General features: G+C 70.8%; 26 protein-coding genes and 1 pseudogene. 7 read left to right on the top strand and 20 right to left on the bottom strand.

The features are described 5' to 3' along the window. Positions 1-93 precede the first annotated feature (93 nt). Positions 94-456 (bottom strand): annotated as a pseudogene (locus ACZ619_RS29950) (hypothetical protein); the annotation flags it as partial. A 178-nt stretch (positions 457-634) separates the two neighbouring features. On the opposite strand from ACZ619_RS29950, the gene ACZ619_RS29945 reads away from it, so the two are divergent. Next, on the top strand, positions 635-1,120 hold the full coding sequence (locus tag ACZ619_RS29945; RefSeq protein ID WP_469605343.1) for a DUF4265 domain-containing protein: 486 nt from the start codon (positions 635-637) through the stop codon (positions 1,118-1,120). A 199-nt stretch (positions 1,121-1,319) separates the two neighbouring features. On the opposite strand, the gene ACZ619_RS29940 is transcribed toward ACZ619_RS29945, so the two are convergent. From ACZ619_RS29940 to ACZ619_RS29925, 4 genes are all read right to left on the bottom strand, one after another. Next, positions 1,320-1,616: a hypothetical protein gene (locus tag ACZ619_RS29940; RefSeq protein ID WP_469605340.1), complete on the bottom strand. Its 297-nt coding sequence runs from the start codon at positions 1,614-1,616 to the stop codon at positions 1,320-1,322. Between the two features lie 197 nt (positions 1,617-1,813). Then, a complete protein-coding gene (locus tag ACZ619_RS29935) occupies positions 1,814-2,248 on the bottom strand; it encodes an NUDIX domain-containing protein (protein WP_469605338.1) in 435 nt (144 codons plus the stop codon). A gap of 484 nt (positions 2,249-2,732) precedes the next feature. Continuing rightward, positions 2,733-4,061: a class I SAM-dependent RNA methyltransferase gene (locus ACZ619_RS29930; protein ID WP_469605336.1), complete on the bottom strand. Its 1,329-nt coding sequence runs from the start codon at positions 4,059-4,061 to the stop codon at positions 2,733-2,735. A gap of 215 nt (positions 4,062-4,276) precedes the next feature. Continuing rightward, entirely contained in the window at positions 4,277-6,325 is a 2,049-nt protein-coding gene (locus ACZ619_RS29925) for an APC family permease (RefSeq protein ID WP_469605334.1), read from the bottom strand. Between the two features lie 364 nt (positions 6,326-6,689). Here ACZ619_RS29925 and ACZ619_RS29920 point away from each other — a divergent pair, with 364 nt between their 5' ends. Further along, complete coding sequence (locus tag ACZ619_RS29920) at positions 6,690-7,361, top strand: potassium channel family protein (protein ID WP_469605330.1); 672 nt, start codon at positions 6,690-6,692, stop codon at positions 7,359-7,361. Further along, positions 7,361-8,032: a potassium channel family protein gene (locus ACZ619_RS29915; protein ID WP_469605327.1), complete on the top strand. Its 672-nt coding sequence runs from the start codon at positions 7,361-7,363 to the stop codon at positions 8,030-8,032. Before ACZ619_RS29920 ends, ACZ619_RS29915 begins: the two co-directional genes overlap by 1 nt. Positions 8,033-8,095: 63 nt before the next feature. Here ACZ619_RS29915 and ACZ619_RS29910 read toward each other — a convergent pair whose 3' ends face one another. The 8 genes from ACZ619_RS29910 to ACZ619_RS29875 form a co-directional block, all read right to left on the bottom strand. Then, positions 8,096-8,848, bottom strand: coding sequence for a DUF3159 domain-containing protein (locus ACZ619_RS29910; RefSeq protein WP_469605325.1), 753 nt, complete (start codon positions 8,846-8,848; stop codon positions 8,096-8,098). 3 nt (positions 8,849-8,851) lie between these two features. Next, a complete protein-coding gene (locus tag ACZ619_RS29905) occupies positions 8,852-9,250 on the bottom strand; it encodes an OB-fold nucleic acid binding domain-containing protein (protein WP_132850601.1) in 399 nt (132 codons plus the stop codon). Between the two features lie 131 nt (positions 9,251-9,381). Further along, entirely contained in the window at positions 9,382-10,068 is a 687-nt protein-coding gene (locus ACZ619_RS29900) for a response regulator (RefSeq protein WP_360488783.1), read from the bottom strand. Continuing rightward, positions 10,065-12,623 carry an ATP-binding protein gene (locus ACZ619_RS29895; protein ID WP_469605322.1) on the bottom strand — a complete coding sequence of 853 codons (2,559 nt, stop codon included), beginning with the start codon at positions 12,621-12,623 and terminating at the stop codon, positions 10,065-10,067. Before ACZ619_RS29895 ends, ACZ619_RS29900 begins: the two co-directional genes overlap by 4 nt. 186 nt (positions 12,624-12,809) lie before the next feature. Next, complete coding sequence (locus tag ACZ619_RS29890) at positions 12,810-13,976, bottom strand: alginate lyase family protein (protein ID WP_469605319.1); 1,167 nt, start codon at positions 13,974-13,976, stop codon at positions 12,810-12,812. 162 nt (positions 13,977-14,138) lie between these two features. After that, entirely contained in the window at positions 14,139-14,900 is a 762-nt protein-coding gene (locus tag ACZ619_RS29885; RefSeq protein ID WP_469605316.1) for a DUF3710 domain-containing protein, read from the bottom strand. A gap of 1 nt (position 14,901) precedes the next feature. Next, positions 14,902-15,453, bottom strand: coding sequence for a dUTP diphosphatase (gene dut, locus ACZ619_RS29880; protein ID WP_469605314.1), 552 nt, complete (start codon positions 15,451-15,453; stop codon positions 14,902-14,904). Further along, complete coding sequence (locus tag ACZ619_RS29875; RefSeq protein WP_469605311.1) at positions 15,450-16,034, bottom strand: PaaI family thioesterase; 585 nt, start codon at positions 16,032-16,034, stop codon at positions 15,450-15,452. The genes dut and ACZ619_RS29875 overlap by 4 nt, the downstream gene beginning before the upstream one ends. 58 nt (positions 16,035-16,092) lie before the next feature. Between ACZ619_RS29875 and ACZ619_RS29870 the strand changes: the two genes are divergently transcribed. Further along, positions 16,093-16,554 carry a DUF3093 domain-containing protein gene (locus ACZ619_RS29870; protein ID WP_469605309.1) on the top strand — a complete coding sequence of 154 codons (462 nt, stop codon included), beginning with the start codon at positions 16,093-16,095 and terminating at the stop codon, positions 16,552-16,554. Positions 16,555-16,562: 8 nt separating this feature from the next. On the opposite strand, the gene ACZ619_RS29865 is transcribed toward ACZ619_RS29870, so the two are convergent. The 4 genes from ACZ619_RS29865 to ACZ619_RS29850 all read right to left on the bottom strand — a co-directional run bounded on the left by ACZ619_RS29865 (position 16,563) and on the right by ACZ619_RS29850 (position 20,100). Then, complete coding sequence (locus ACZ619_RS29865) at positions 16,563-17,480, bottom strand: hypothetical protein (protein WP_469605307.1); 918 nt, start codon at positions 17,478-17,480, stop codon at positions 16,563-16,565. Positions 17,481-17,493: 13 nt separating this feature from the next. Further along, positions 17,494-17,790, bottom strand: a complete 297-nt coding sequence (locus ACZ619_RS29860; protein WP_005481602.1) for a DUF4193 domain-containing protein — start codon at positions 17,788-17,790, stop codon at positions 17,494-17,496. A 400-nt stretch (positions 17,791-18,190) separates the two neighbouring features. Further along, positions 18,191-19,441 carry a sensor histidine kinase gene (locus tag ACZ619_RS29855; protein WP_469605304.1) on the bottom strand — a complete coding sequence of 417 codons (1,251 nt, stop codon included), beginning with the start codon at positions 19,439-19,441 and terminating at the stop codon, positions 18,191-18,193. A gap of 5 nt (positions 19,442-19,446) precedes the next feature. Continuing rightward, positions 19,447-20,100, bottom strand: a complete 654-nt coding sequence (locus ACZ619_RS29850) for a response regulator transcription factor (RefSeq protein ID WP_007387794.1) — start codon at positions 20,098-20,100, stop codon at positions 19,447-19,449. Between the two features lie 418 nt (positions 20,101-20,518). On the opposite strand from ACZ619_RS29850, the gene ACZ619_RS29845 reads away from it, so the two are divergent. Continuing rightward, a complete protein-coding gene (locus ACZ619_RS29845) occupies positions 20,519-20,692 on the top strand; it encodes a hypothetical protein (RefSeq protein ID WP_165939545.1) in 174 nt (57 codons plus the stop codon). Between the two features lie 131 nt (positions 20,693-20,823). Here the strand turns inward: ACZ619_RS29845 and ACZ619_RS29840 are convergent, their stop codons facing one another. Both ACZ619_RS29840 and ACZ619_RS29835 read right to left on the bottom strand, forming a co-directional pair. Further along, the gene (locus ACZ619_RS29840) at positions 20,824-21,639 is read right to left on the bottom strand and encodes an inositol monophosphatase family protein (RefSeq protein ID WP_469605301.1); all 816 of its coding nucleotides are present in this window, start codon (positions 21,637-21,639) and stop codon (positions 20,824-20,826) included. An 8-nt stretch (positions 21,640-21,647) separates the two neighbouring features. Further along, positions 21,648-22,775 (bottom strand): ferrochelatase, encoded by a 1,128-nt coding sequence (locus tag ACZ619_RS29835; protein WP_469605298.1) that lies wholly within the window; start codon positions 22,773-22,775, stop codon positions 21,648-21,650. A gap of 165 nt (positions 22,776-22,940) precedes the next feature. Here ACZ619_RS29835 and ACZ619_RS29830 point away from each other — a divergent pair, with 165 nt between their 5' ends. Together ACZ619_RS29830 and ACZ619_RS29825 are read left to right on the top strand one after the other, a co-directional pair. Beyond that, positions 22,941-24,179, top strand: a complete 1,239-nt coding sequence (locus ACZ619_RS29830; protein ID WP_469605295.1) for an MFS transporter — start codon at positions 22,941-22,943, stop codon at positions 24,177-24,179. Beyond that, entirely contained in the window at positions 24,139-25,467 is a 1,329-nt protein-coding gene (locus ACZ619_RS29825; RefSeq protein WP_469605292.1) for a D-arabinono-1,4-lactone oxidase, read from the top strand. Before ACZ619_RS29830 ends, ACZ619_RS29825 begins: the two co-directional genes overlap by 41 nt. Here the strand turns inward: ACZ619_RS29825 and ACZ619_RS29820 are convergent. Then, the gene (locus ACZ619_RS29820; protein WP_469605289.1) at positions 25,391-26,194 is read right to left on the bottom strand and encodes a hypothetical protein; all 804 of its coding nucleotides are present in this window, start codon (positions 26,192-26,194) and stop codon (positions 25,391-25,393) included. The two genes, ACZ619_RS29825 and ACZ619_RS29820, sit on opposite strands and share 77 nt — an antisense overlap. Positions 26,195-26,287 lie beyond the last annotated feature (93 nt).

Raw genomic sequence — 26,287 nt, 5'->3', positions numbered from 1 at the left:
CAACGTCCTCTGGGCCCTCCTGCGCGACGGACGGACCTACGAACCCGTACCACCCACCGCTCTCGCGGCTTGACAGACAGCATTAGGAATCACTGTGTCCGCGGTGTCGTCGACCCCGGCCAGACGTCCGACGGCGTCGTACTGGTACTGCTGGTGCGACCACCCCGAGTGGGCCGTCACCTGGGAGTGGATGGACCTGTCGACCGAGTCGGCCAGTACCACGGTGCTGTCGGAGGCCCTGGTGTAGGTACGCGTCAGGGGCGAGCCCGTTGTGTCGATCTCCGGGGCCAGGGTGTAGCCGCCGGGCAGCTTCTCGCCGCTGACGGCGCCGTCAGCGGCGTAGGCGGTCTCGAACGCGCCTGCGACGGAGTCGGTCGTCGTCGCGGCCAGGCCACAGGGCTCGGCCGTGTGGTCGTAGGTGTAGGTGACCGTCGAGGGAACGGAGTCGGAGACCTGGTGGCTGAGGCCGGTGGGGGTGCAGCGAGACACACGCACGCCTGATCGGTCGGCGCACCCGCCGTCGTGCCTGGCTGTCGTCGGCCGAGGCCCAGACGAACCCATGTCCTCACTCTGAGCAGACGTCTCCGTTCACCCACCTACGACAGGCGCGGCAGGACTGTGCATCCTGGGCACCATGACGAACCCCGCGGGCCCGTACGTGAAGGTGCACTTCCGGCTCGAGATCGAGGACGACTGGCCTCCGGCATCGGTAGAGAGCCTGTGGGCCGTCGACCAGGGCGACGGCACCGCGCGGCTCGACAACATCCCGTGGTTCGTCCGAGGCATCGCGTGCGGGGACGTCGTGGCTACCGAGCCCGACGAGGAGGGCATGCGATGGGCCGGCGAGGTGGTTCGGCGTTCCGAGAACTGCACCATCCGCCTCATCGTGCTCCGTGACGGCGGCTCTGGAGCCGCACGGCAGAGCGTGCTCAATGCCTTTCACGAACTCGGCGTCTGCGGCGAGGGTATAGAGCGGTTCGGCATGGTCGCCCTGGACGTCCCGCCCACCGCCGATCTCGCCAAGGTGCAACGGCTCCTCACGCACGGAGTGGCCAAGGAGTGGTGGGACATGGAAGAGGGCTGCATCACCGCCGAATGGCGGGCTGCATCTGCTGGCTGACGCCGTTCATGGGCCTCATGGCTGGGCCGTCCCTGGGCCGTCCGAGGCCGCTCAACAGTGGCCAATGACGACCGCCGACGACCACCAGGCGGACGAGCCCACCGCCCCTGAGCAGCAAAAACCCAGTTCACCAAGATCCCCGGCAAGACCCAGGGCAAGAAGAAGTAGTGCACTGAGCGGTTGGATCCTGTCGTTCGGATCAGGTCGTAGAACGGCGGCGGGCGCGGAGCCATTGGATGCCCTTTGCCGCGTAGAAGGCGGCCATAAGCGCGATACCGGCGAAGGTGAGCCAGATCCAGGATTCCGCCGCTGCGAGACTCAGCAGCAGGCCGCCGAAGAGCAGCAGGGAGCCGATGACGTCCATCAGGTCGAGGCGCGCCTCAGAACGCACCGAGGAGTCGGATCCGCGCAGTCGACGAATGACGGGAACGAGGCCGAGGGCCTGCAAGACGGTCAGGCCGAGAGCGATCCAGACGGACCAGCCGGGTATGTCCACGGCGCGCACTGTATCCCGCCCAAGGAACCCTTGAGTGTCTATCTGCGCGACAACGCCGACGAACAACGGCGGACGAGCGCGAACATCTGCGGACCATCAGCACAGGTGAGAGACACAGCAGCCCAAGGCAGCGTCCCGACCCAAGTTGCTCCGGGACGAAGCAGTCATCGCCCACGGCTTGACCCTCATGCCACCCCTCAAGCACCCCAATCCTCGGCGTGCTCCCTTAAGTGGTCGGCGAGTTCGGGCGGATGGAGTTCAAGCGCTCTCACGGCTGACGCGTTCAACGCGACTCTCACCGGGGAGAAGTCGCCTATGTCGGGATCATCAAGCTCAGGGCCGCTGCGACGGTTGAGATCCATGTCCAGCACGTCAGCATGAAAGAAGTGCTGGACGACGGTGACCTTGTCGCCCGGCTCGGTCAAGGTCAGGAACTCCCTCGCCGGGCCGATCGTGGCACCGATCTCTTCCATCACTTCACGACGTAGAGCCGCTTCAAGGTCGGCATCCTCAGCTTCGACGCCCCCACCGACGGTCGTGTAGAAGGAGGTGCCGCCCGGCCATCCTCGGCGCAGGAACACCAGCTGACCGCCATGGAGCAAAACCGCACGTACGTTATGACGGACCTTCATACGCTCGACGGTAGTACGCCCACTCCGGCAAGGAGGCCCGAACCGAACAGACTGGAACGGGGGTGGGGATGGGCCCGACGCACGACTGGCGCACCCAGAACGAGCGGGGAACAGCGGGGAACAGCGGGGAATCACGGGGAAGGCTGCCGAGCCCGGCAAAGCCGCTCACCCACCATTCACCCAGGTCAGCGCCCGTATCGCCCCCAAATGCGCGCAGCTTCCCAAGTTGAGAGCAAACTCAGCGGTCGCGCAATGCGCCGGTCGGGCCGGCCACGCTCCAACAGGTACCACCCACCAGCCGGCCTTGAGCGCTCCCTAATTGAAGAGTTCCCCACGCCTCTGCAGGGAACTTGACCAGCGACGCGGCGCTCCTGACACCCCACCAGAACGAGCGTCAAGACACCTCGGAGAGCGTCATTTCAGCGTCAAGATATCGCCCGTAACGCCCACAGCGCGCATAGCGCACACCAATCGAACCCGCAGGTCAGGCGGCCTTTCCGGCCGGTTCGAGGATCGCGACGCACTCCACGTGGTGGGTCATCGGGAACAGGTCGAACGCGCGGAGGGTGCGGACTCGGTAGCCGCCGTCGCGGAAGTACGCCAGGTCCCGGGCGAGGGCGGCCGGGTCGCAGGCGACGTAGGCGATGCGGCGGGCGCCGAGGGAGGCGAGGTGTTCGACGGTCTTGCGGCCGGCGCCCGCGCGGGGCGGGTCGAGGACGACGAGGTCGACCTCGGTGATACCGGTGCGCGGCAGGACCGACTCGACCTTGCCCTGTTCGACCCGGACCCGGGGGAAGCCGGCGAGGTTGTGGCGGGCGTCCTCCACCGCACGCTTGCCGGACTCGATACCGAGGACCGCGCCCTTCTCGCCGAGCCGGTCGGCGAGAGCGCCGGCGAAGAGGCCGACTCCGCAGTAGAGGTCCAGGGCCATCTCACCCTTGCGCGGCAGGAGCCCCTGCATCACCGCGGTGACGAGGGTGTCCGCCGCCTTCGGGTGGACCTGCCAGAAACCGCCGCTGCTGACCCGGTGGGTGCGGCCGTCGGCCCGCTCGCGGACGAAGGCGCGGCCGTGGACGCGGTGGATGCCGCCGTCGTTCTCGTCGACACGCATGACCGAGACGGGCCGGTCGAGTTCGACCAGGGGAAGGCGGGCGCCCGGACGCGGCTCCAGGATCACCATGCGGTCCTGGGAGCCCGTCGCGGCGATCGCGTCGACCGAGGCCATGCCCGCCCAGTCACGCTCCTCGATGCCCAGCTCGCTGACGCCCGGCGCCGCGATCATGCAGTGCTCGATCGGCTCCACCTCGTGCGAGCGGTGCCGGCGCAGTCCCGCGTTGCCGTCGGCGTCGACGGCGTACTGCACCCGGGTCCGCCACTGCGGCACCTCGCCCGCGGGCAGCTTGTCGCCCTCGGCGGGCATGACCGTGCCGTCCCAGCCGACGTCCTCGGGGGTGAGGCCGGCCAGCCGGCGCAGCTGTTCGGCGACCACCTCGCCCTTGAGCCGGCGCTGGGCGCCCGGCTTGGCGTGCTGCCAGTCGCAGCCGCCGCAGCGGCCGGGACCGGCGTAGGGGCAGGGCACGGCCACCCGGTCCTTGGAGGCGTCCAGGATCTCGACCGCGTCGGCGCGCAGGAAGCGGGCCCCCTCCTCGCCCTCCGTCACGCGGGCCACGACCCGCTCGCCGGGCAGTGTGTGCCGGACGAACAGGACCTGGCCCTCGGCGGTGCGGGCGATGCAGTGCCCGCCGTGCGCGACGGGCCCGACCTCGACCTCGTACTCCGTCCCCACCAGCGATTTCTTCGGTTCTGCCTGCATGGCGGGGTGACTCCAGATCGAGGGGAGGGAAACGGCCCGGGCGAGGGCCGACGACAGCCCACCAGTCTACGTGTTCCCGGAAACCTCCCGGACGCCGCGGACGCTACGGACGCTACGGACGCTGCGGACATCCTGGACGCCCACGCCCCGCACGCCCCGCATGCCCCGCACGCCCCTGACATCCCGGACGCCCACACCCCGCACGCCCCGCACGCCTAGCTGCTGCCGCTGGGCTCCTTGGGCCGTGCCTCCGCCGGACCACGGCGGACGGCGCCCGGCGCGTTCCACTCCTGCCGCTTGCGGGCCCGGATCTTGGCCGCCTCGGAGGACGCCAGCTGGTAGGGCACCGAGGTCACCATCACGCCGGGCGTGAACAGCAGCCGGCCCTTCAGCCGGAGCGCGCTCTGGTTGTGCAGGATGTGCTCGTACCAGCGGCCGACGACGTACTCGGGGATGATCACGGAGACCGCGTCGCGCGGCGACTGGGCGCGCAGGCTCTTGACGTACTCGATGATCGGCCGGGTGATCTCCCGGTAGGGCGAGTCGAGGACCTTCAGCGGCACGTCTATGCCCCGCCGCTCCCACTCCTCGCGCAGCGCCTTGGTCTCGGCCGGGTCGACGTTGACGGTCAGCGCCTCCAGGGTGTCCGAGCGCATCAGCTTGGCGTAGGCCAGGGCGCGCAGGGTGGGGCGGTGGATCTTGGAGATCAGGACGACCGAGTGGACGCGGGACGGCCGTACCAGGTCGTCGTCGGGCTCCTCGGGGGCGGAGATCTCCTCGGAGACCCGGTCGTAGTGCTTACGGATCGCGGTCATCGTCGCGTAGAAGATGCACATGCCGAGCAGCGCCACCCAGGCGCCGTGGGTGAACTTCGTGACCAGGACGACGACCAGCACCAGGCCGGTGAAGAAGGCGCCGAAGGCGTTGATCGCGCGGGAGCGGATCATGTGGCTGCGCTTGGCCTGGTCCTTCTCGACCGCCAGGTGGCGGTTCCAGTGCCGGACCATGCCGGTCTGGCTGAGCGTGAAGGACACGAACACGCCGACGATGTAGAGCTGGATCAGGCGGGTCGAGTCGGCGCCGTAGATGACCACCAGCAGGGCGGCGGTGCCGGCGAGCAGCACGATGCCGTTGGAGAAGGCGAGGCGGTCGCCGCGGGTGTGCAGCTGGCGCGGCAGGTAGCGGTCCTGGGCGAGGATCGAGCCGAGCAGCGGGAAGCCGTTGTACGCGGTGTTCGCGGCCAGGAAGAGAACGAGGGCGGTGGCGGCGGCGAGCAGTACGAACAGGAAGCTGCCCTTGCCGAAGACGGCCTCGGCGACCTGGGAGATCACCGGGTTCTGGACGTAGCCGGAGCCGATCGGGACGCCGTTGCGGATCAGGTCGGTGGCCGGGTTCTCGGCCATCCGGACCTTGGTGGTCATGGCGAGCGCGATGATGCCGCAGAACATGGTGACGGCCAGCAGGCCCATCATGGCCAGCGTGGTGGCCGCGTTCTTCGACTTGGGCTTGCGGAAGGCCGGGACGCCGTTGGAGATGGCCTCGACGCCGGTGAGCGCGGCGCAGCCGGAGGAGAAGGCGCGCAGCATCAGGAAGACCAGGGCGAAGCCGGCCAGTCCCTGGTGCTCCGCCTTGATCTCGTACGACGCCGTGGGCGCCCGCATGGTGTCCCCGAGGACCAGGCCCCGGAACGCGCCCCAGGCGATCATGACGAAGACGCCGCCGACGAACACGTACGTCGGGATCGCGAAGAGCTTGCCGGACTCCTTCACGCCGCGCAGGTTCATCAGCGTCAGCAGCACGATCACGCTGACCGCGCAGAGCACCTTGTGCTCGACGACGAAGGGGATCGCGGAGCCGAGGTTCTCGATGCCGGAGGCGATGGAGACGGCGACGGTCAGGACGTAGTCGACGAGCAGGGCGCTGGCGACGGTGAGGCCCGCCTTGGGGCCGAGGTTGGTGGTGGCGACCTCGTAGTCGCCGCCGCCGCTCGGGTAGGCGTGCACGTTCTGCCGGTAGGAGGCGACCACCGTGAACATCAGCACGACGACCGCGACGGCGATCCACGGGCTGAAGTGGTAGGCCGACACGCCCGCGATGGACAGGACCAGCAGGACCTCCCCCGGCGCGTAGGCGACGGAGGACAGCGGGTCGGAGGCGAAGACGGGGAGCGCGATGCGCTTCGGCAGGAGCGTTTCACCCAGTCTGTCGCTGCGCAGTGCGCGCCCGATCAGGATCCGTTTGGGCACGTCGGTCAGTTTGGACACGAGAGAGGATCGTAGGCCTTCCACCGGACAGGTCTCCAGCCGCAGTACCGGATCTGCCTCCCGAGTGAAAAAGGAGACGGCTGGAACTGCGGATTCCGCAGCTTACGCCCGATCCGTGACTAGATGGCAGATCCCGCCTGTCTTCGCACTTCGGAGGTCCCATGCCCGCGGCCGCAACGTTGATCGGTGCCACGGTCGCCCTCGTCGGCCTCGGAATCCTCACCGCCTGGAGCGTGCGCAGCATCACTCGCCGATGAGCCCGGCCGGGGGGGTGCCCGGCCGGGCCGGTGCGTGTGTAGCTTGGGCCCCGGTCTGAGACCCTGATGGGGCTGAGCAGTAACTTTTGGACACCGGAAGGACGGTCGTGCACATCGTCATCATGGGCTGCGGAAGAGTGGGTTCCGCTCTCGCCCAGACCCTGGAGCAACAGGGGCACACGGTCGCCGTGATCGACCAGGACCCCACCGCCTTCCGCAGGCTGGGACCGGGATTCGGCGGCCGCCGGGTCACCGGGGTCGGCTTCGACCAGGACACCCTGCGCGAGGCGGGCATCGAGGAGGCCGGCGCCTTCGCCGCCGTCTCCAGCGGGGACAACTCGAACATCATCTCGGCCCGGGTGGCCCGCGAGATGTTCGGTGTGGAGAACGTCGCGGCCCGGATCTACGACCCCAAGCGTGCCGAGGTCTACCAGCGCCTGGGCATCCCGACGGTCGCCACGGTCCGCTGGACCGCCGACCAGATGCTGCGCCGTCTGCTGCCCTCGGGTGCCGAGCCGCTGTGGCGCGACCCCACCGGCGGGGTCCAGCTCGCCGAGGTGCACGCCTCCCCCCAGTGGGTCGGCCACAAGATCAGCAAGCTGCAGGAGGAGACGGGCGTGCGGGTGGCGTTCCTGACCCGCCTCGGCGAGGCCATGCTGCCCACCTCGCAGACGGTGCTGCAGGAGGGCGACCTGGTGCACGTGATGATGCGGACGGACGAGGTCGACAAGGTCGAGGCCGCGTTCGCCGGGGGTCCTGAAGAGGAGGGCGGTCACTGATGAGGGTCGCCATTGCCGGGGCCGGTGCCGTCGGCCGCTCGATCGCGGGCGAGCTGCTGGAGAACGGCCACGAGATCCTGTTGATCGACAAGGCCCCGACCGCCATCTCGGTCGAGCGGGTCCCCCAGGCGGAGTGGCTGCTGGCCGACGCCTGTGAGATCACCTCGCTGGACGAGGCGGCGCTGCAGCGCTGCAACGTCGTGATCGCCGCGACGGGCGACGACAAGGTGAACCTGGTCGTCTCGCTCCTCGCGAAGACGGAGTACGGCGTTCCGCGCGTCGTCGCCCGGGTCAACAACCCCAAGAACGAGTGGCTGTTCAACGAGGCCTGGGGCGTGGACGTCGCCGTCTCGACGCCGCGTCTGATGTCGGCCCTCGTCGAGGAGGCCGTGTCGGTCGGCGACCTGGTCCGTCTGCTGCGCTTCAGCCACGGCGACGCCAACCTGGTCGAGCTGACCCTGCCCGAGGAGTCGGCGCTGGCCGGCACCCAGGTCGGTGACGTGGAGTGGCCCGAGGACACCTCGCTGGTCACGATCATCCGCGGCACCCGCGTGCTCACCCCGTCCAAGGAGGACTCCCTGGAGGCGGGCGACGAGCTTCTCTTCGTGGCGGCCCAGGCCCGCGAGGAGCAGCTGGAGGACCTGCTGTCGGTCCGGCGCGAGGACGGCTGACGTACCGCGTGTGCCGAAGGGGCGCTCTCCGCCCGGAGAGCGCCCCTTCCGTCGTGTCGGCGGCTACTTGCGGTGGCGGCCGCCGGCGGCCTCGCCCTGCTCCGCGGCCAGGGCCGCCTTGCGCTCCTCCCCGGCCTTCTCCTCCGCCTCCATCTCCGCGAACACGTCGATGGGCGCGGGCGCCTTGGCCAGGAAGACCCAGGTGAGCCAGACGGCGAGCAGGAACGGCGGGATCTTCAACGCGACCAGGACCCAGCCGAGTTGGGCGGTGTTGGCCCACCAGTAGAGCGGGAAGAGGATCGCGCACTTGGCGAGCAGGATCAGGCCCCAGGCCCAACTGGCCTTGGCGTAGGCCTTCTTGCGACCGGGGTTGCGGGTGCGCCAGGAGAGGTTCTCCTTGAAGACCGGGCCGAGGATCAGGCCGATCAGCGGGACCCCGCACAGGGTCGTGACGATGTACGCCAGCGCCAGGCCCAGTGTGTAGAGCATGCCGGGGAGGTAGAAGTCCTTGGCGTTGCCGGTCATCATCGCGAAGACGACACCGAAGGCGACGCCGAAGACACCGCTGAAGGCGTGCTTCACGGTGTCCTTCATCACGAGGCGGACCACGACCAGCACCACGGAGACCGCGAGGGCGGCGATGGCCGACCAGTGCAGGTCCTTGTTGATGGTGAAGATCGTGACGAACAGCAGGCCCGGCAGGACGGTCTCGACCATGCCGCGCACGCCGCCGAAGGCCTCGAACAGCGCGGCCTCGGTCACCGCCCGCGCGTCTTGCGCCTGCGTGTCTTCGGTCGGCTTGTCGAGCGACGTCACCGGCTACTCCCTACCGAGGGGTCTCAGTTCGTACTTCGGGTTGAACAGCACGCGGCGGCCCCGGCTCATCGAGATCCGGCCCGATGCGATCAGCCTGCGCCCCGGTTCTATGCCCACGATGGAGCGCCTGCCGAGCCACACCACGTCCAGCGCGGCGGAGCCGTCGAAGAGTTCTGCCTCCAGGGCCGGCACTCCGGCACGCGGCCGCAGGGTGACCGTGCGCAAGGTACCAGTAACCGTGACGATCTGCCGGTCCTGGCAGTCGCCGATCCGGATGCAGCCGGCGGTGTCGGCGTCCTCGCGCAGCTCCTCCGACTCCAGGTCCTCCTGGGAGGAGGAGAGCCGGTCGAGCATGCGCCGGAACCGGCCGGCCGGCTTCTCGGAACGGGGAACAGCACTCATGTCTGAAGCGTACCGGGGTACACCGACACCGCCGTAGTCCAGCTCACTTCCCGAACCGGTACCCCATCCCCGGCTCCGTGATGCTGCATCCCCCGGGGGACGACCCCCGGCCCCCCGGCCGGACCCGCGGCTCACTTCTCGAACCGGTACCCCATCCCCGGCTCCGTGATGAAGTGCTTCGGGTGGGACGGGTCGGCCTCCAGCTTGCGGCGCAGCTGGGCCATGTACACCCGCAGGTAGTTGGTCTCCGTGCCGTACGACGGCCCCCAGACCTCCTGGAGCAGCTGCTTCTGGCTGACCAGCCGGCCGGTGTTGCGGACCAGTACCTCCAGCAGGTGCCACTCGGTCGGGGTCAGCCGGACGTCCCGGCCGGCCCGGTTGACCTTCTTCGCGGCCAGGTCGACGGTGAACCCCTCGGTCTCCACCAGGACGTCGTCCTCACCGCCCCCGGCGACCGGCTCGGCACGGCGTACGGCGGCTCTGAGCCGGGCCAGCAGCTCGTCCATGCCGAAGGGCTTGGTGACGTAGTCGTCGGCGCCCGCGTCGAGCGCCTCGACCTTCTCGTCGGAGGAGTGGCGGGCGGAGAGCACCAGGATCGGCACCCGGGTCCAGCCGCGCAGGCCCCTGATCACCTCGACGCCGTCCATGTCGGGCAGGCCGAGGTCGAGGACGACCACGTCGGGGTGGCGGGAGGCGGCCAGTTCGAGGGCGGTCCGGCCGTCGGGGGCCGCGTCGACCTCGTACTTGCGCGCCTTGAGGTTGATCACGAGGGCGCGCACGATCTGCGGCTCGTCGTCGACCACGAGCACACGGGTCATGAGGCCTGCCTTTCCGGTTCTGCCAAGGTTTCCGCCACGGCCTGCGCCGCTTCGGTGACCGATCCTGCCGCGCGGAGGCTGAGGACCATGGTGAGCCCGCCGCCCGGCGTGTCCTCGGCGTCGAGGGTGCCGCCCATGGCCTCCGCGAAGCCCCGGGCGACCGCGAGCCCGAGTCCGACCCCGGCGCCGCGCGGAGCGTCACCGTAGCGCTGGAAGGGTTCGAATATGCGTTCCTTGGCGTCGTCGGGCACGCCGGGTCCGCGGTCCACGATCCGCAGCTCCACGCGGTCCGCGATGGCGCTGGCGGAGACGAGCACGGGCCGGTCGGACGGGCTGTACTTGACCGCGTTCTCGACCAGGTTGGCCACCGACCGCTCCAGCAGCCCGGCGTCGGCCTCGACCATCGTCAGGGTCTCGGGGACGTCCAGGTCGACGCTGCCCTCGGGGACGCCGACGAGCGCCATCGGGACCACCTCGTCGAGGTCGGTCTCGCGCACGATCGGGGTGACGGTGCCGGTCTGGAGGCGGGACATGTCGAGCAGGTTGCCGACGAGGTGGTCGAGGCGGTCGGCGCCCTCCTCGATGCCCTCCAGCAGCGCCGCCCGGTCCTCCTCGGACCATGCCACGTCGTCCGAGCGCAGCGAGGACACCGCCGCCTTGATCCCGGCGAGCGGGGTGCGCAGGTCGTGGCTGACGGCGGCCAGCAGGGCCGTACGGATGCGGTTGCCCTCGGCGAGCGCGCGGGCCCGCTCGGCCTCCTCCTGGAGGCGTGTACGGTCCAGGACGACGGCCGCCTGGGCGGCGAAGGCGGCGAGCACCCGGCGGTCCTCGGCGGGCAGCACCCGGCCGGTCAGCGCGAGCGCCATGTGGTCGCCGACGGGCATGTCCACGTCGGCGTCCTCGGGCCGTTCCAGGGCCGGGCCGAAGCCGGCCCGGCCGGCGCAGGTCCACGGCTCGACGTCGCCGGCCCGCTCCAGCAGGGCGGCGGACTCCATGCCGAAGGTCTCCCGGACCCTCTCCAGCAGTTCCTCCAGGCCGGTCTCGCCGCGCAGCACGCTGCCGGCCAGGAAGGAGAGGATCTCGGACTCGGCGCGCAGCCGGGCCGCCTGGTGGGTGCGGCGGGCGGCGAGGTCCACGACCGAGGCGACGGACAGCGCGACCCCGAAGAAGATCACGATGGCGACGATGTTCGTGGGGTCGGCGACGGTCAGCCGGTGCAGGGGCGGTGTGTAGAAGTAGTTCAGCAGCAGTGACCCGAAGGCGGCCGAGGCGAGTGCCGGGAAGAGCCCGCCGAGCAGTGCGGCCGCGACCGTGAAGGTCAGGAAGAGCAGCATGTCGTTGGCGAGGCCGAGGTCGACGGTGTTCAGCAGCACCGCCATGACGGCGGGGCCGACGAGGCCGACCAGCCAGCCGGCGATGATCCGGCCGCGGCCGAGCCGCGCGCCCCGGGCGACCGGCAGCCCGCGCCCCTTGCCGGCCTCGCCGTGGGTGACGATGTGGACGTCGAGGTCGGGTCCCGACTCGCGGGCGACGGTGGCGCCGACGCCGGGTCCGAGGACGTACTGCCAGGCCTTGCGGCGCGAGGAGCCGAGCACGATCTGGGTGGCGTTGACGCCGCGCGCGAAGTCGAGGAGCGCGGCCGGTATGTCCTCGCCGACGACGTGGTGGAAGGTGCCGCCGAGGTCCTCGACCAGGGTGCGCTGGACGGCGAGTTCCTTGGGGGAGGCCGAGGTCAGGCCGTCGCTGCGGGAGATGTAGACGGCGAGCACCTCGCCGCCGGCGCCCTTCTCGGCGAGCCGTGCGGCGCGCCGGATCAGTGTCCGTCCCTCGGGGCCGCCGGTGAGGCCGACCACGATCCGCTCCCGTGAGCCCCAGATCGCCGAGACCTGGTGCTCGCTGCGGTACTGCTTCAGGTACTCGTCGACCCGGTCGGCGACCCAGAGCAGGGCGAGTTCGCGCAGGGCGGTGAGGTTGCCGGGGCGGAAGTAGTTGGACAGGGCCGCGTCGACCTTGTCCGGCTGGTAGATGTTGCCGTGCGCCATGCGCCGGCGCAGCGCCTGGGGCGACATGTCGACCAGTTCGATCTGGTCCGCGCGCCGGACCACCTCGTCGGGCACCGTCTCGCGCTGGCGCACCCCCGTGATGGACTCGACGACGTCGCCGAGGGACTCCAGGTGCTGGATGTTGACGGTCGAGACGACGTCGATCCCGGCGGCCAGCAGTTCCTCCACGTCCTGCCACCGCTTGGCGTTGCGGGAGCCGGGGACGTTGGTGTGGGCGAGTTCGTCCACCAGGGCGACGGCGGGGGCGCGGCGCAGTACGGCGTCCACGTCCATCTCCGTGAACTGGGCGCCCCGGTACTCCAGGTCCCGGCGCGGGACGTGTTCCAGGCCGTGCAGCATCACCTCGGTGCGCGGCCGGCCGTGGTGCTCCACGAAGGCGACGACGCAGTCGGTGCCGCGTTCCACACGCCGGTGGGCCTCGGAGAGCATCGCGTAGGTCTTGCCCACGCCGGGTGCCGCGCCGAGGTAGATCCGAAGCTTGCCGCGTGCCATGGTCCTATTGTCTTCCCGTAACTGCCGCCTACGCAGCGTCGACCTTACGGCCGGCAATCCCGTCGAACGGGGCCCGGAGCGGGTCGGCGGACATCCTTGACGCAACCCTGATGGCACGGCCCGGCGACGGCCCCGGACCCCGGGTGCCGGCCGGGGGCGGGCGCCCGGGGTCCGGGGGGGTCCGGGTCAGTTGGGGTTGTCGCCGTGGGTGAGGGTCTCCCAGGCGACGAAGAGGTTGTTGGTGCCCGCGGGGCGGTTGTCCAGGGTGAGGGCCTGGGTGTTGGTCATGGCGATGCCCAGGCGGTTGTGGAGGGCGTTGTAGCCGACCTCGGTGACCGGTCCCAGCCCGAGGGTCAGGGAGCCGCCGCAGAGCCAGCTGGGGACCGCGGTGCCGAGCTGGTACTTGGACTGGAAGCCGAGCGCCTGCCGCAGTCGCTCGCCGACGTCCGTGCCGTACAGGTCCTCGCCCTGGATCCGGCTGGTCTCGGCGATGTGGGAGATCGCGGAGATGCCGTACCCGGTGTGGGTGAGGTCCCGGCAGGTCTCCTGGGTGAGGCCGGTGACGAAGGTGGACTGGCCCTGCCAGTAGGCGACGATCTTGGCGGTGGTGTCGAGGTTCTGGCCGGGCACGGTCTTCGGCACCGACCCGTCGGAGGCCAGGTAGACGTAGGCGGCCGTGCGGGTGCGGAACTTCGCCATGGCCGTGTCGTACGACGTCCGGTCCTCCAGGAAGACGGAGATGCCGACGGCGGCCTCCATCATGCTCAGCTCCCAGTTGCCGTTGGAGTTGGAGCCCTTGATGACGGTGGGGAGGTAGACGTCGCGCAGCATCGTGGCGAAGCGGGCCTCTTCGGTCCAGGTGCCGGTGTACGTGTACCGGATGATCTCGGCGGCCCTGGGCCAGGAGGAGCCGGCCCAGCCGGTCTGCAGGGGCGCGTTGCTGTTGGTGTGGCTCGTGATGGTGGCCGACCAGGCGTCCATGATCTGGATGGCCTTCTGGGCGTAGCGCGCGTCCCTGGTGATGTACCAGGCGAGTGCGTCGGTGTACGCGGCGAGCGCGTCCTCGCGTTCGTCGGTGCAGCCGTGGTTCGGGTTGGAGTACGACCCGCACTCGACCGTGGCCCGGGGCGCGGGGGTGCGGTTCAGGTCGGCGTACTTGCCGGCCATCATCTGGTCGTAGGCCGCCTTCCAGGGCTGGGCGCCGGCCAGCACCTGGGCGCGGGCGAAGTCCAGCTGCGACCTGGAGACGGTGACTCCGGGGTGCGTGAAGGCGGCGGGGGCGGCCTGGGCGGGCCAGGACAGGAGTGCGGCCACGAGGGCGACGACGGCCGCGAGGAGTGCGGTTCTGCGCATGTGCGGGGGCCTTCCGTTCTCGTATGTGAACGTCAAGCGCCTTTATGAACAGACGCGTTGAGCCGAGACGGTAGGTACAGACCAATACGGCGTCAAGAGGTCACGCATGCGAAAGGGCCGTACCCCGGTGCGGGGTACGGCCCATGCCGTGCGTCGTGTCGCCTAGCGGACCTCGGTGATCTCCGGTCCGCGCTGGAGCTGGCCCATGCCGCCGGAGAAGCGCGAGGACTCCTCCTGCTGGACGCCCTCGGGGACCATCTGGGCGTCGTTCGGCAGCTTCAGGACGATCGGGTCGCGGGGCGCCATCGGGCCCTCGCCACGGACCACGACGGTGTCCCGGAAGATCTGCTCCAGGAGCCCGGCGGCCTGCGGCTGCACCGCGCCCTGCCCGGAGATCACACCGCGCAGGAACCAGCGGGGGCCGTCCACGCCGACGAACCGCACGACCTGGAAGCCGCTGGTGCCGTCCGGCAGCTGCACCGGCACCTGGGCCCGCAGCTCCCAGCCCAGCGGACCCTCGACCTCGTCGACGATGCCGCCCTGCTGGGTGATGCCGGTCGCGATCTCCTCGCGGACCTCGCCCCAGATGCCCTCGCGCTTGGGCGCGGCGAAGGCCTGCAGCTGGACGGCGCTGTCGCGCAGCACGACGGTCGCCGCGACGATCGCGTCGCCCGCGACCTCGACCCTGAGCTCCATCCCGTCGACGCCGGGCACGAACAGACCGCCGAGGTCCACCCGCCCCTCGCCCGGCTCGCGCACCTCGGTGTCGTCCCACGGGCCGTCGGGCCGGGGCTCCGGTTCCAGGCGCACGCGCTCGCGCTCGCCCTCTTCCTCGTCCGCCTCGGTGTCGACGCTGTCGACGACCTGCTCGGCCTCGCCGGCCGCGTCCTCGGCGGCACCCTTCTTCTTGCGACGTCCGAACACGTCACTGTCCTTCCCGGTCGGATACGACCGAAGCGTATCGATTCCCACCCGTCGGACCGCCCTCGGCGGCCTGACCGTTTGTGCCGCTCGCGCCGCCCACCGCCGCATGACCGCCGGTGGACCCGAAGCCCCCCTCGGCCCGCGCCGATTCGGGAAGTTCCGCCACCTCCTGGAAGCGGACCCTCTCGACCTGCTGGACGACCAGTTGGGCGATCCGGTCGAAGCGCTCGAACCGCACGGCCTCGCGCGGGTCGAGATTCACCACGATCACCTTGATCTCCCCACGGTACCCGGCATCAATCGTCCCCGGGGCATTCACGAGAGCCAGACCGCACCGGGCCGCGAGCCCCGACCGCGGGTGCACGAAGGCGGCGTACCCCTCCGGGAGCGCGATCGACACCCCCGTGGGCAGCACGGCCCGCTCCCCCGGCGCCAGCTCGCACGCCTCGGTGGTCCGCAGATCGGCCCCCGCGTCCCCGGGCCGCTCGTACGCCGGAAGCGGTACGTCGGGGTCGACGCGGCGGAGCAGCACGTGCAGGGGGGCGGGGCTCACGGGTTCACCTCGAAGGCGCGGGCGCGCCGGACCTGGTCCGGGTCGCTCATGGCGGCCCGGATCTCCTCCTGACGGCCGTTGTCGACGAAATGCTCGACCGGGACCTCGATGAACAGGGCGTCCGCGCGGACGGCTACCTGCCCTCCGGGGGCGTCGAGGCGCCCGGTGGCGGTGGAGTAGATCTTCCGGCCGGCCACGGCGACGACCTCGGCCTCCAGGTGCAGCGTGGTGCCCACGGGCACGGGCCGGACGAAGTCGGCCTCCAGCCGTCCGGTGACGGCGATCTTCCGCAGCAGCCAGTTCAGCGAGCCGAGCGTCTCGTCCAGGGCGGTGGCGAGGACGCCCCCGTGTGCGAGGCCCGGGGCGCCCTGGTGGGCGGGGCGCACGGTGAACTCGGCGGTGAGGGAGACCCCCTCGCCGGCCCGTGCCTCCAGGTGCAGGCCGTGCGACTGCTCGTGACCACATCCGAAACACTGTTCGTAGTGTGCGCCGATGAGCTCGCCGGGCGCGGGGGCGTCGGGGTGCCGCACCGGTTTCCGGGCACTGGCGGGAGGCTGAAGAGCTGCGGAACTACCACTCACAGCCGCAGACCTTACCCGCGCGTCCGGTGAATCCGGACACCGTGCCAAGCTTGGCTCCATGCAGCTCTCCGCCACCCCGTACGAAGAACGCCTCACCGCCCCCCGGTCGTGGTGGTTCATCAGCTTCCTGGTCGGTGTCTCGTTCGCGCTGATCCTGCTGCCCTTCGGCACCCTGCCGGCGCTCGGCGGCCTGGTCGGCGGCACGGCGGCGGCCGCGGTGGTGGCCAGCTCCTACGGCTCCCAGCGGATCCGGATCGTCGGCGACTCGCTGATCGCGGGCGAGGCGAAGATCCCGGTGTCGGCGCTGGGCGCGTCGGAGGTGCTGGACCCCGAGGAGGCGCGCGCCTGGCGCACCTACAAGGCCGATGTGCGCGCCTTCCTGCTGCTGCGCGCCTACATCCCCACGGCCCTGCGCGTGGAGGTGACCGACCCGGAGGACCCGACGCCGTACCTGTACCTGTCGACCCGGGAGCCGGAGGCCCTGGCGGCGGCCATCGAGGCGGCGAAGAGCGCGAGCTAGGCGGCCGGTCAGCCGCCGAAGTCCTCGGGGAGCTCGGCGATCGGCAGCGGCTCCGCCGGTTTCTCCAGCGGCGGCAGCCCGGACAGCTCGTCCCAGGGCACCTGGATCTTTCTGAGGTCCGCGCGGATGCGCGCGGCGAGCTTCTTGGTGTCCCGGCGGTTCATGACCGCCCCGACGGCCGCACCGACCATGAACGGCATCAGGTTGGGCAGGTCGCGCACCACCCGTTTCATGATCTGCTGGCGCAGCTCGCGCTTCATCTGCCCGCCGAGGGCGTTGTTGATCGTCGACGGCTTCATCACGTCGATCCCGCGCTCCCCCGACCAGGAGGACAGATACGCCGTGCTGCGGGCCTTCACGTTCCCCGGCGGCCGTACGCCGTAGACCTCGTGGAGTTCGGCGATCAGCTTGAGCTCGATCGCCGCGACGCCGGTGATCTCCGCGGCCAGCTCGGTCGGCATCGCCGGCGGCACCGGCAGCATCGCGGCCGCGCCCACTCCGGCCCCGACCGCCGAGGTGGCGCCCGCCGCGCCCGCCACCAGTTTGTCGGCGAGCTGCTCGGGCCCGAGGCCCGGGAACTGCCGACGCAGGGTCGCGAGGTCGCGTACGGGGATACGCGGGGCGATCTCGATGATCCGGTCCGCGAGGTAGGACAGCCCCGCCTTCGCCCGGCTGCCGCCCTTGCGGGCCCCTTCCCGGGCCAGATCCACGGCCTTGCCACGGATCGCCGCGGCCCGTCGCCTGGCGACGGGCGCGGGCTGCTCCGCCGACGCCGGGAGGTCACCCCGGCCGGCCGCCGGTTCGAGCGAGGCTCCCGGATCGGATGAGCCCCGCTCGACGTCCCGCGCGCGTGGGCCGTCGGACGGCCCCGAGTCCGCTCCCGGCAGGGGGAAGCGGCGCTTCCGAGGTGGGGTCGAGCCAGTCATGCCCGACCCGCCCTCAGTCGCAGTCGCGGCAGATCGGCTGACCGTTCTTCTCCCGGGCCAGCTGGCTGCGGTGATGCACCAGGAAGCAGCTCATGCAGGTGAACTCGTCCTGCTGCTTCGGCAGCACCCGGACGGCCAGTTCCTCGTTCGAGAGGTCGGCGCCGGGCAGCTCCAGGCCTTCTGCGGCCTCGAACTCGTCGACGTCGACCGCCGAGGTGGACTTGTCGTTCCGCCGGGCCTTCAGCTCTTCAAGACTGTCCGAGTCGACGTCGTCGTCGGTCTTGCGTGGAGTGTCGTAATCGGTTGCCATGTCGCTCTCCCCCTCTGGGTGTCTGCGGTGTCTCCAGCGCACGTAACGCGTGAGAGGCCGGACTTGTGCCCGACCTGAGGCGGAGATTTTGCCTCACATCAAGGTCTGTTACTCAATCGACACCCAACCGGACCCCTCAGGAGTGATCAGGTTGGATGGCGATGGGGACCGTACACGGTCTTGTCGAGTCACCTCAAAGGCGCCTCACCCTGTACTTCCCGTGATCAAGTCCCCTGAAAACAGGGATTTTCCCGGCTTTATTCCCCCAGCCATGATCACGGAGAGTAGATGGCCGGAAATCCGCGCATGTGATCGATCACACACAGGTGTGGGTGCCACGCCGCCCGAAAATTCCGCGTATAGCGAACATCGCCCGCGTGTGTCACGATCTGGAAAACGGTCAGATCGGCAGGGTGACACGCATCACGAGTCCGCCCCCCTCACGGGGCTGCGCCGCGATGTGGCCGCCGTGCGCCCGGGCCACGGACCGGACGATGGACAGGCCCAGGCCGACGCCCTTGTCGCTGCCCGTGCGCTCGGTGCGGAGCCGCCGGAAGGGCTCGAAGAGGTTGTCGATCTCGTACGCCGGAACCACCGGCCCGGTGTTCGTGACGGACAGCACCGCCTGGCCGTGCCGGACCTCGGTGGCGACCTCCACCCAGCCGTCCTCGGGCACGTTGTACCGCACCGCGTTCTGGACCAGGTTCAGGGCGATCCGCTCCAGCAGCACGCCGTTGCCCTGGACCACCGCGGGTTTGCGCTGCCCCCTGATCGTCACGCCCTTGGCCTCGGCCTCGGCGTGCACCTGGTCGACGGCCTGGGAGGCGACCTCGGCCAGGTCGACCGGCTTGCGCTCGACGATCTGGTTGTCGCTGCGGGCGAGCAGCAGCAGGCCCTCCACGAGCTGCTCGCTGCGCTCGTTGGTGGCCAGCAGCGTCTTGCCGAGCTGCTGGAGCTCCACCGGGGCGCCCGGGTCGGAGAGGTGCACCTCCAGGAGCGTGCGGTTGATCGCCAGGGGCGTGCGCAGCTCGTGGGAGGCGTTGCCGACGAAGCGCTGCTGGGCGGTGAAGGCCCGCTGGAGGCGCTCCAGCATGTCGTCGAAGGTGTCGGCGAGCTCCTTGAGCTCGTCGTCCGGGCCGTCCAGCTCGATCCGGCGGGACAGGTCCGAGCCGGCCACCGCTCGGGCGGTGCGGGTGATCCGGCCGAGCGGGGACAGCACCCGGCCGGCCATCGCGTAGCCGAACGCGAAGGCGATCACGGCCAGGCCCAGCAGGGCCAGCAGCGAACGGCTGAGCAGGTTGTCCAGGGCCGCCTGGCGCTGGTGGTCCACGCACTGGGCGATCGCGGCGTTGAAGTCCGAGATCTGCAGGTTGGTGGAGCCGGTGATCGCCGGGCAGTTGTCACTGGAGATCTTGATCTGGGTGCCGTCGATGATCTTGAAGAACGGCTGGTTCCCGGTGCTGATGGCCTGGGCCGCGAGCAGGTAGATGATCGACAGCAGCAGGATGCCGGCGATCAGGAACATGCCGCCGTACAGCAGGGTGAGCCGTATGCGGATGGTCGGCCGCAGCCACGGGAAGGCGGGCTGCGGCCTGCGGGGGTCCCAGGTGGGCTTGGGAGGTGCCTGCGGCGGCGCGGGAGTGGTGGCCACGTTCATCAGATCCGGTAACCCGAGCCGGGGACGGTGACGATCACGGGCGGCTCGCCCAGTTTGCGGCGCAGGGTCATCACGGTCACCCGCACGACGTTGGTGAAGGGGTCGGTGTTCTCGTCCCACGCCTTCTCCAGCAGCTGCTCGGCGGAGACCACCGCGCCCTCGCTGCGCATCAGGACCTCCAGGACGGCGAACTCCTTCGGCGCGAGCTGGACCTCCTTGCCGTCGCGGAAGACCTCGCGGCGGTTCGGGTCGAGCTTGATGCCGGCGCGCTCCAGGACGGGCGGCAGCGGCACGCTGGTGCGCCGGCCGAGGGCGCGCACGCGCGCGATGAGCTCACTGAACGCGAAGGGCTTGGGGAGGTAGTCGTCGGCGCCGATCTCCAGGCCCTCGACGCGGTCGCTGACGTCGCCGGAGGCGGTGAGCATCAGCACGCGCGTGGGCATGCCGAGCTCGACGATCCTGCGGCAGACGTCGTCGCCGTGCACGAGGGGGAGGTCGCGGTCGAGGACGACCACGTCGTAGTCGTTGACGCCGATGCGCTCCAGGGCGGCCGCACCGTCGTACACGACGTCGACGGCCATGGCCTCCCGGCGCAGTCCGGTGGCCACCGCATCGGCGAGCAGTTGCTCGTCCTCGACGACGAGTACGCGCACGTCGCTTGTCCTTCCTCTGTCCACCCGCGTAGCGCCCATCGGCGCACGCGGGCAGGGGTCTTCATGGGGTGTGTGACCTCCATCCTGCCCTTTTCGGCCATAAGTCGGCAGTAAGACGGGGGCGCGGACGGCCGGATCGAAGGCCGCCGGGCGGGAATGCGAGATTTTCTCCTGCGGTTGAGGTTTCCACGGAAGGGAGCGGGGGGAGGACGGCATGTACACCCCGCGATCACGCTCTGCATGTGCCGCAGCACCATGCGGTACGTACGTCGCCGCTACAGCAGAGCGGACAATGGGGGTGTCCGGCAGCGCCGCCGCCTGGCAGGGCAGCGCTGGGCACCCGCGAGAGACGTGATCGCCCCTTCCTACGGCACACCCCCGTGCCACCGACCCACGACCCTGGACGAGGGGGCGCAGCATGGACGCATTCACGACGGGACTTCTGCAGCGCATAAAGGCGACCGAGTCCGACATCACCCGGGCTCGTGACGAGGGCGACGACTTCCTCGTCGAAGTGGAACAGGCCGAGCTCGACGACCTGCGCCGCCTCGCCGCCGAACACGGTGTGGAGGTCGGCGCGACCAGCGTCTGATCAGCCCGCAGCACGCGGACAGGGCCCCGGCGAATCCAGCGCCGGGGCCCTGCCCGTACCTGATCCCTTCCCCCGCGACGGCGTTCGACTCCTGTCGGGGGCGACCGGATCCCGGTCGGTCCCGGCCGGTGTCAGTCGTGCCAGGCTCCGAAGTCCTCCAGGAGGCGCTGGAGGGGCTCGAAGACGCCGGGGGTGCCGGCGACCGTGAGGTCGCGGGAGGGGCGTTCTCCGGGGCGGCTGCCGGTCAGGGCGCCCGCCTCGCGGGCGATGAGGTCGCCCGCTGCCCAGTCCCAGGCGTTCAGCCCGCGCTCGAAGTAGCCGTCCAGCCGGCCGCAGGCCAGGTCGCACAGGTCGATCGCCGCCGACCCGCTGCGCCGGATGTCGCGCAGCAGCGGGATCAGCCGGGCGGCGACCTCGGCCTGGTGGGTGCGGACCTGCGTGACGTAGTTGAAGCCCGTGGAGACCAGCGCCTGCTCCAGGGGAGCCGCGGGGCGGCAGCGCAGCGCGCGCTCGCCCTCCCACGCCCCGGTGGCGAAGGCCCCGGCGCCCCGTACCGCGTGGTACGTCTCGCCCCGCACCGGCGCGGCCACCACGCCGACCACGGTCTCGCCGTCCTGCTCGGCCGCGATGGAGACGGCCCAGGTCGGCAGCCCGTAGAGGTAGTTGACCGTGCCGTCGAGCGGGTCGATCACCCAGCGGATCCCGCTGGTGCCCTCGGTGGACGCGCCCTCCTCGCCGAGGAAGCCGTCGTCCGGCCGCTGCCCGGAGATCAGGTCGGTGATCAGCTTCTCCGCCGCGATGTCCATCTCGGTCACCACGTCGATCGGGCTGGACTTGGTCCGGGCGACGGCGAGGTCGGCCGGGCGGCCGTCGCGCAGCAGCTCGCCCGCGCGGGCGGCCGCCTCCCGGGCGAGCTCCAGCAGGTCCTTGTGCAGGGGGTCGGTCACGGGGTTCCTCACGCGTAGGGGCTGTCGGTGCCCGCGGCGGCCGGGCGCGGGGCCCGGGCCGGGCAGCAGCCGACCGGGCAGACGTCGTGGCTCGCGCCGAGCGCGCCCAGGGCGCAGGGCGTGACGCGCCGCCCGCTCTCCGTGGCCGCCCGCTCCAGGACCAGTTCGCGCACGGCGGCGGCGAACCGCGGGTCGGCGCCCACGGTCGCGGACCGCCGGACCGGCAGCCCCAGTTCCGCGGCCTTGGCCGTGGCCTCCGTGTCGAGGTCGTAGATGACCTCCATGTGGTCGGAGACGAAGCCGATGGGGGCCATGACGACGGCCGGGACCCCGGCGCCGTGCAGCTCCTCCAGGTGGTCGCAGATGTCGGGCTCCAGCCACGGGATGTGCGGGGCCCCGGAGCGGGACTGGTAGACGAGCCGCCAGGGGTGGTCGACGCCGGTGCGCTCGCGGACCGCGTCGGCGATCAGCTGGGCCACGTCCAGGTGCTCCTCGACGTACGCGCCGCCCTCGCCGTGCGTCTCCACCGGGCCGGAGGTGTCGGCGCTCGCGGTCGGGATGGAGTGGGTGGTGAAGGCGATGTGGGCGCCCGCGCGGACGTCCTCGGGGAGGCCGGCGAGGGACTCCAGCACCCCGTCGGCCATGGGGCCGACGAAGCCGGGGTGGTTGAAGTAGTGCCGCAGCTTGTCGACCCTCGGCAGTTCGAGGCCCTCGGCCTCCAGCGCGGCCAGCGCGTCGGCGAGGTTCTCGCGGTACTGGCGGCAGCCCGAGTAGGAGGCGTAGGCGCTGGTGGCGAGGACCAGGATGCGGCGGCGGCCGTCGGCGACCATCTCGCGCAGGGTGTCCGTCAGGTACGGCGCCCAGTTCCGGTTGCCCCAGTAGACCGGCAGGTCCAGGCCGTGGCCCGCGAAGTCCTTGCGCAGGGCGTCCAGCAGGGCGCGGTTCTGGTCGTTGATCGGGCTGACCCCGCCGAACAGGAAGTAGTGCTGCCCGACCTCCTTCAGACGTTCCTTCGGGATACCGCGCCCGCGGGTCACGTTCTCCAGGAACGGGACCACGTCGTCCGGGCCTTCCGGGCCGCCGAAGGAGAGCAGGAGCAGGGCGTCGTAGGGGGTGGCATCGAGCACGTCTGGCATGAGCCGATCCTGTCACCCGGCACTGACCGGCCGGAAACAGGAGGGTGAAGAGTCGGATTCGGGCGGATTTTCCCCAGGGCCGAGCGGGTGCATGAGGGTTCCCTTACTCGTAAGCTGTATCAGCCGCAATCACGCCTTACCGAGTACGAGCCGCCGGAGACACCCGTGCCCACCCCCTATCGCGCCCTGTTCGCCGCACCCGGCAGCAAGGGCTTCTCCGCCGCGGGCTTCGTCGGCCGGATGCCGCTGTCCATGATGGGCATCGGCGTGGTCACGATGATCTCCCAGATCAGCGGACGGTACGGGCTGGCCGGCGCCCTGTCGGCGACCATCGCGCTGTCCGCCGCCGCGATCGGCCCGCAGGTGTCCCGGCTGGTCGACCGGTACGGCCAGGCCCGCGTGCTGCGCCCCGCGACCCTGCTCGCCCTGGTGGCCGCGGCCGGGCTGCTGTTCGCCGCGCGCTACGAGTGGCTGGACTGGGTGCTGTTCGTGTGCGCCGCCGGGATCGGCGCGGTGCCGAGCCTGGGCGCGATGATCCGGGCCCGCTGGGCCGCCCTCTACCGGGGCACCCCGCAGCTCCACACCGCCTACTCGTTCGAGTCCGTCGTCGACGAGGTGTGCTTCATCTTCGGGCCGATCATCTCGATCGGCCTGTCCACGGCCTGGTTCCCCGAGGCGGGGCCGCTGCTGGCCGCCTGCTTCCTCGCCGTCGGCGTCCTGTGGCTGACCGCGCAGCGGGCCACCGAGCCAAAGCCGCACCCGCGCGAGCACCACGGCAGCGGCTCGGCGCTGCGCGCCCCCGGCCTCCAGGTGCTGGTGGCGACGTTCGTGGCCACCGGAGCGATCTTCGGGGCGGTCGACGTGGTGACCGTCGCCTTCGCCGACGAACGCGGCCACAAGGGCGCCGCCAGCATCGTCCTGGCCCTGTACGCGGCGGGCTCCTGCCTGGCCGGCGCGGTCTTCGGGCTGATGCGGTTCGCGGGGAAGCCCGAACGCAGGTGGCTGCTGGGCATATGCGCGATGGCCGTGAGTATGATCCCCCTCCTACTGGTCGGAAACCTGCCGCTTCTGGCCGTGGCGCTGTTCGTTGCGGGTCTGTCCATCGCGCCGACGATGATCACGACCATGTCCCTCATCGAAGAGCACGTACCTCGCGCGAAGCTCACCGAGGGCATGACCTGGGTGAGCACCGGCCTCGCGGTCGGGGTGGCGCTCGGCTCCTCGGTCGCCGGCTGGGTGATCGACGCTGCCGGTGCCCGCGCCGGGTACGGGGTTCCGGTCGTCTCCGGAGCCGTCGCGGTCGCGGTCGGTTTCCTCGGGTACCGCCGGCTGAACAGGCCGGTCGCGCGTCGGGGAGGCACCGTTGAGCAGCACAGCGAGCGGGAAGAACGGCACGTGGCGTAACTGGGGAGGGAATGTCACCGTCCGCCCCGCGCGGGAGGTCACGCCCGCCTCCGTGGACGAGCTGGCCGCGGCCGTACGGCAGGCGGCGGAGGACGGCCTGAAGGTGAAGCCGGTCGGCAGCGGCCACTCCTTCACCGCCATCGCCGCGACGGACGGCGTCTCGATCCGCCCCCAGCTGCTGACCGGCATCCGCGACATCGACCGCAAGGCCATGACGGTCACGGTCGAGGCCGGCACCCCGCTCAAGCGGCTCAACATCGCCCTGGCCCGCGAGGGCCTGTCGCTGACCAACATGGGCGACATCATGGAGCAGACGGTCTCCGGGGCCACCAGCACCGGCACGCACGGCACCGGCCGCGAGTCCGGCTCGCTCGCCGCCCAGATCAGGGCGCTGGAACTGGTCACCGCCGACGGCTCGGTGCTGACCTGCTCACCGGAGGGGTCCGAGGAGGAGCGCGCGGTCTTCGCGGCCGCGCGGGTCGGTCTCGGCGCCCTCGGCATCGTCACCGCGATCACCTTCGCCGTGGAACCGATCTTCCTGCTCACCGCGCGGGAGGAGCCGATGCCGCTGGACCGGGTGCTCTCCGAGTTCGACCAGCTCCGCGCCGAGAACGAGCACTTCGAGTTCTACTGGTTCCCGCACACCGGCAACACCAACACCAAGCGCAACAACCGCAGCGCGGGCCCGCCGGAGCCGGTGAGCCGGCTGGCCGGCTGGTTCGAGGACGAGTTCCTCTCCAACGGCGTCTTCCACGCGGCCCAGTTGGCCGGCCGCGCGGCGCCCGCCGTCGTACCGGCGATCGCCCGGATATCCAGCACGGCGCTGTCCGCGCGGACCTACACGGACATCCCGTACAAGGTCTTCACTTCGCCGCGCCGGGTGCGCTTCGTGGAGATGGAGTACGCCGTCCCGCGCGAGGCACTGGTGGACACGCTGCGGGAACTGCGGGAGATGGTCGACCGTTCCGGTCTCAGGGTCAACTTCCCGGTCGAGGTCCGCACCGCCCCGGCCGACGACATCGCGCTGTCCACCGCCTCCGCCCGGGACAGCGCCTACATCGCCGTGCACATGTTCCGGGGCACGCCCTACCAGGCGTACTTCACCGCTGCCGAGCGCATCTTCACCGCGCACGAGGGCCGCCCGCACTGGGGCAAGGTGCACACCAGGGACGCGGAGTACCTCTCCGGGGTCTACCCGCGCTTCGGCGAGTTCACGGCGTTGCGGGATCGGCTTGATCCGGACCGGCTGTTCCAGAACGACTACTTGCGGAGGGTGCTGGGTCCGTAGCCGTGGAGGCGTCCGGCGCGGAGGTCGCGTCCGGCTCACCGCTCGCGGACGGGGTCGCGGCGCCGGCGCCGTCACCCGCGGAGGTGCTCGGCCCGTCCGACGAGGACGACGAGGACGACGAGGGTGCGGAGGACGACGCCGAGGACGGCTCCGGGGACGCCGGATCGGGTGAAGTCGTCGTGCCGTCGTCGGACTTCGGGGCCGGGGAACCGGACGGGTCCGTGGTGCCGGACGACTTCGAGGACCCGGTGCCGCCGGTGACCGCGCCGCTGACCGTCGTACCGGAGCCGCCGCTGAAGCTGTCGCCGGAGACCAGTTCGTAGGTCGTGATGCCGGCCATGGTCACCGCGAACACCAGGACGGCCGCGAGCAGCGGACGGCGCCGGGCCCGCGCCCGGGAGCGGTGGAGGGTGCCCGCTGTGAACCCGCCGGCCGCCGGGGGCGCTTGCTCCCGGGGGCGGACGGCGGTCGTGGCGTCCCGGAACTGCTCGCCGGTGCGCCGGAAGAAGTGCTGGAACAGCGTGCCGCCGCAGGTGGCGACCACACTGACGAGTCCGGCGCCGAGGATCGTGCCGTACACCCCGAAGTAGGAGGCGAGTTTGGCGGCCACCACCGCCGCCACCGCGCTGCCCGCGACCTGGGGCACGCTGAGGTCGATCCGCCTCGGACCACTCCTCACCTCCTCCACCGCGCTGGTCTGGTCATCGGAACCGGGCCTTTCACGCATTCCCGAACCTTGCCTGCCCTTCCCGTACTTGTTCGAACGACTGCACAAGAAGGGGACGTACGAGCGAAACCATTAGTTCCGTTTCTGCGCATT

The sequence above is a fragment of the Streptomyces sp. NPDC104367 genome (assembly GCF_055583825.1).
This window is presented reverse-complemented; position numbering and strand designations above follow the sequence as displayed.

What these genes read in the sequence shown, in the direction of transcription:
- ACZ619_RS29945 (WP_469605343.1), top strand. Translation starts at nt 635, where the DNA reads ATGACGAACCCCGCGGGCCCGTACGTGAAGGTGCACTTCCGGCTCGAG.
- ACZ619_RS29935 (WP_469605338.1), bottom strand. Translation starts at nt 2,248, where the DNA reads ATGAAGGTCCGTCATAACGTACGTGCGGTTTTGCTCCATGGCGGTCAG.
- ACZ619_RS29930 (WP_469605336.1), bottom strand. Translation starts at nt 4,061, where the DNA reads ATGCAGGCAGAACCGAAGAAATCGCTGGTGGGGACGGAGTACGAGGTC.
- ACZ619_RS29915 (WP_469605327.1), top strand. Translation starts at nt 7,361, where the DNA reads ATGAGGGTCGCCATTGCCGGGGCCGGTGCCGTCGGCCGCTCGATCGCG.
- ACZ619_RS29905 (WP_132850601.1), bottom strand. Translation starts at nt 9,250, where the DNA reads ATGAGTGCTGTTCCCCGTTCCGAGAAGCCGGCCGGCCGGTTCCGGCGC.
- ACZ619_RS29900 (WP_360488783.1), bottom strand. Translation starts at nt 10,068, where the DNA reads ATGACCCGTGTGCTCGTGGTCGACGACGAGCCGCAGATCGTGCGCGCC.
- ACZ619_RS29895 (WP_469605322.1), bottom strand. Translation starts at nt 12,623, where the DNA reads ATGGCACGCGGCAAGCTTCGGATCTACCTCGGCGCGGCACCCGGCGTG.
- ACZ619_RS29890 (WP_469605319.1), bottom strand. Translation starts at nt 13,976, where the DNA reads ATGCGCAGAACCGCACTCCTCGCGGCCGTCGTCGCCCTCGTGGCCGCA.
- ACZ619_RS29870 (WP_469605309.1), top strand. Translation starts at nt 16,093, where the DNA reads ATGCAGCTCTCCGCCACCCCGTACGAAGAACGCCTCACCGCCCCCCGG.
- ACZ619_RS29865 (WP_469605307.1), bottom strand. Translation starts at nt 17,480, where the DNA reads ATGACTGGCTCGACCCCACCTCGGAAGCGCCGCTTCCCCCTGCCGGGA.
- ACZ619_RS29860 (WP_005481602.1), bottom strand. Translation starts at nt 17,790, where the DNA reads ATGGCAACCGATTACGACACTCCACGCAAGACCGACGACGACGTCGAC.
- ACZ619_RS29845 (WP_165939545.1), top strand. Translation starts at nt 20,519, where the DNA reads ATGGACGCATTCACGACGGGACTTCTGCAGCGCATAAAGGCGACCGAG.
- ACZ619_RS29835 (WP_469605298.1), bottom strand. Translation starts at nt 22,775, where the DNA reads ATGCCAGACGTGCTCGATGCCACCCCCTACGACGCCCTGCTCCTGCTC.
- ACZ619_RS29820 (WP_469605289.1), bottom strand. Translation starts at nt 26,194, where the DNA reads ATGCGTGAAAGGCCCGGTTCCGATGACCAGACCAGCGCGGTGGAGGAG.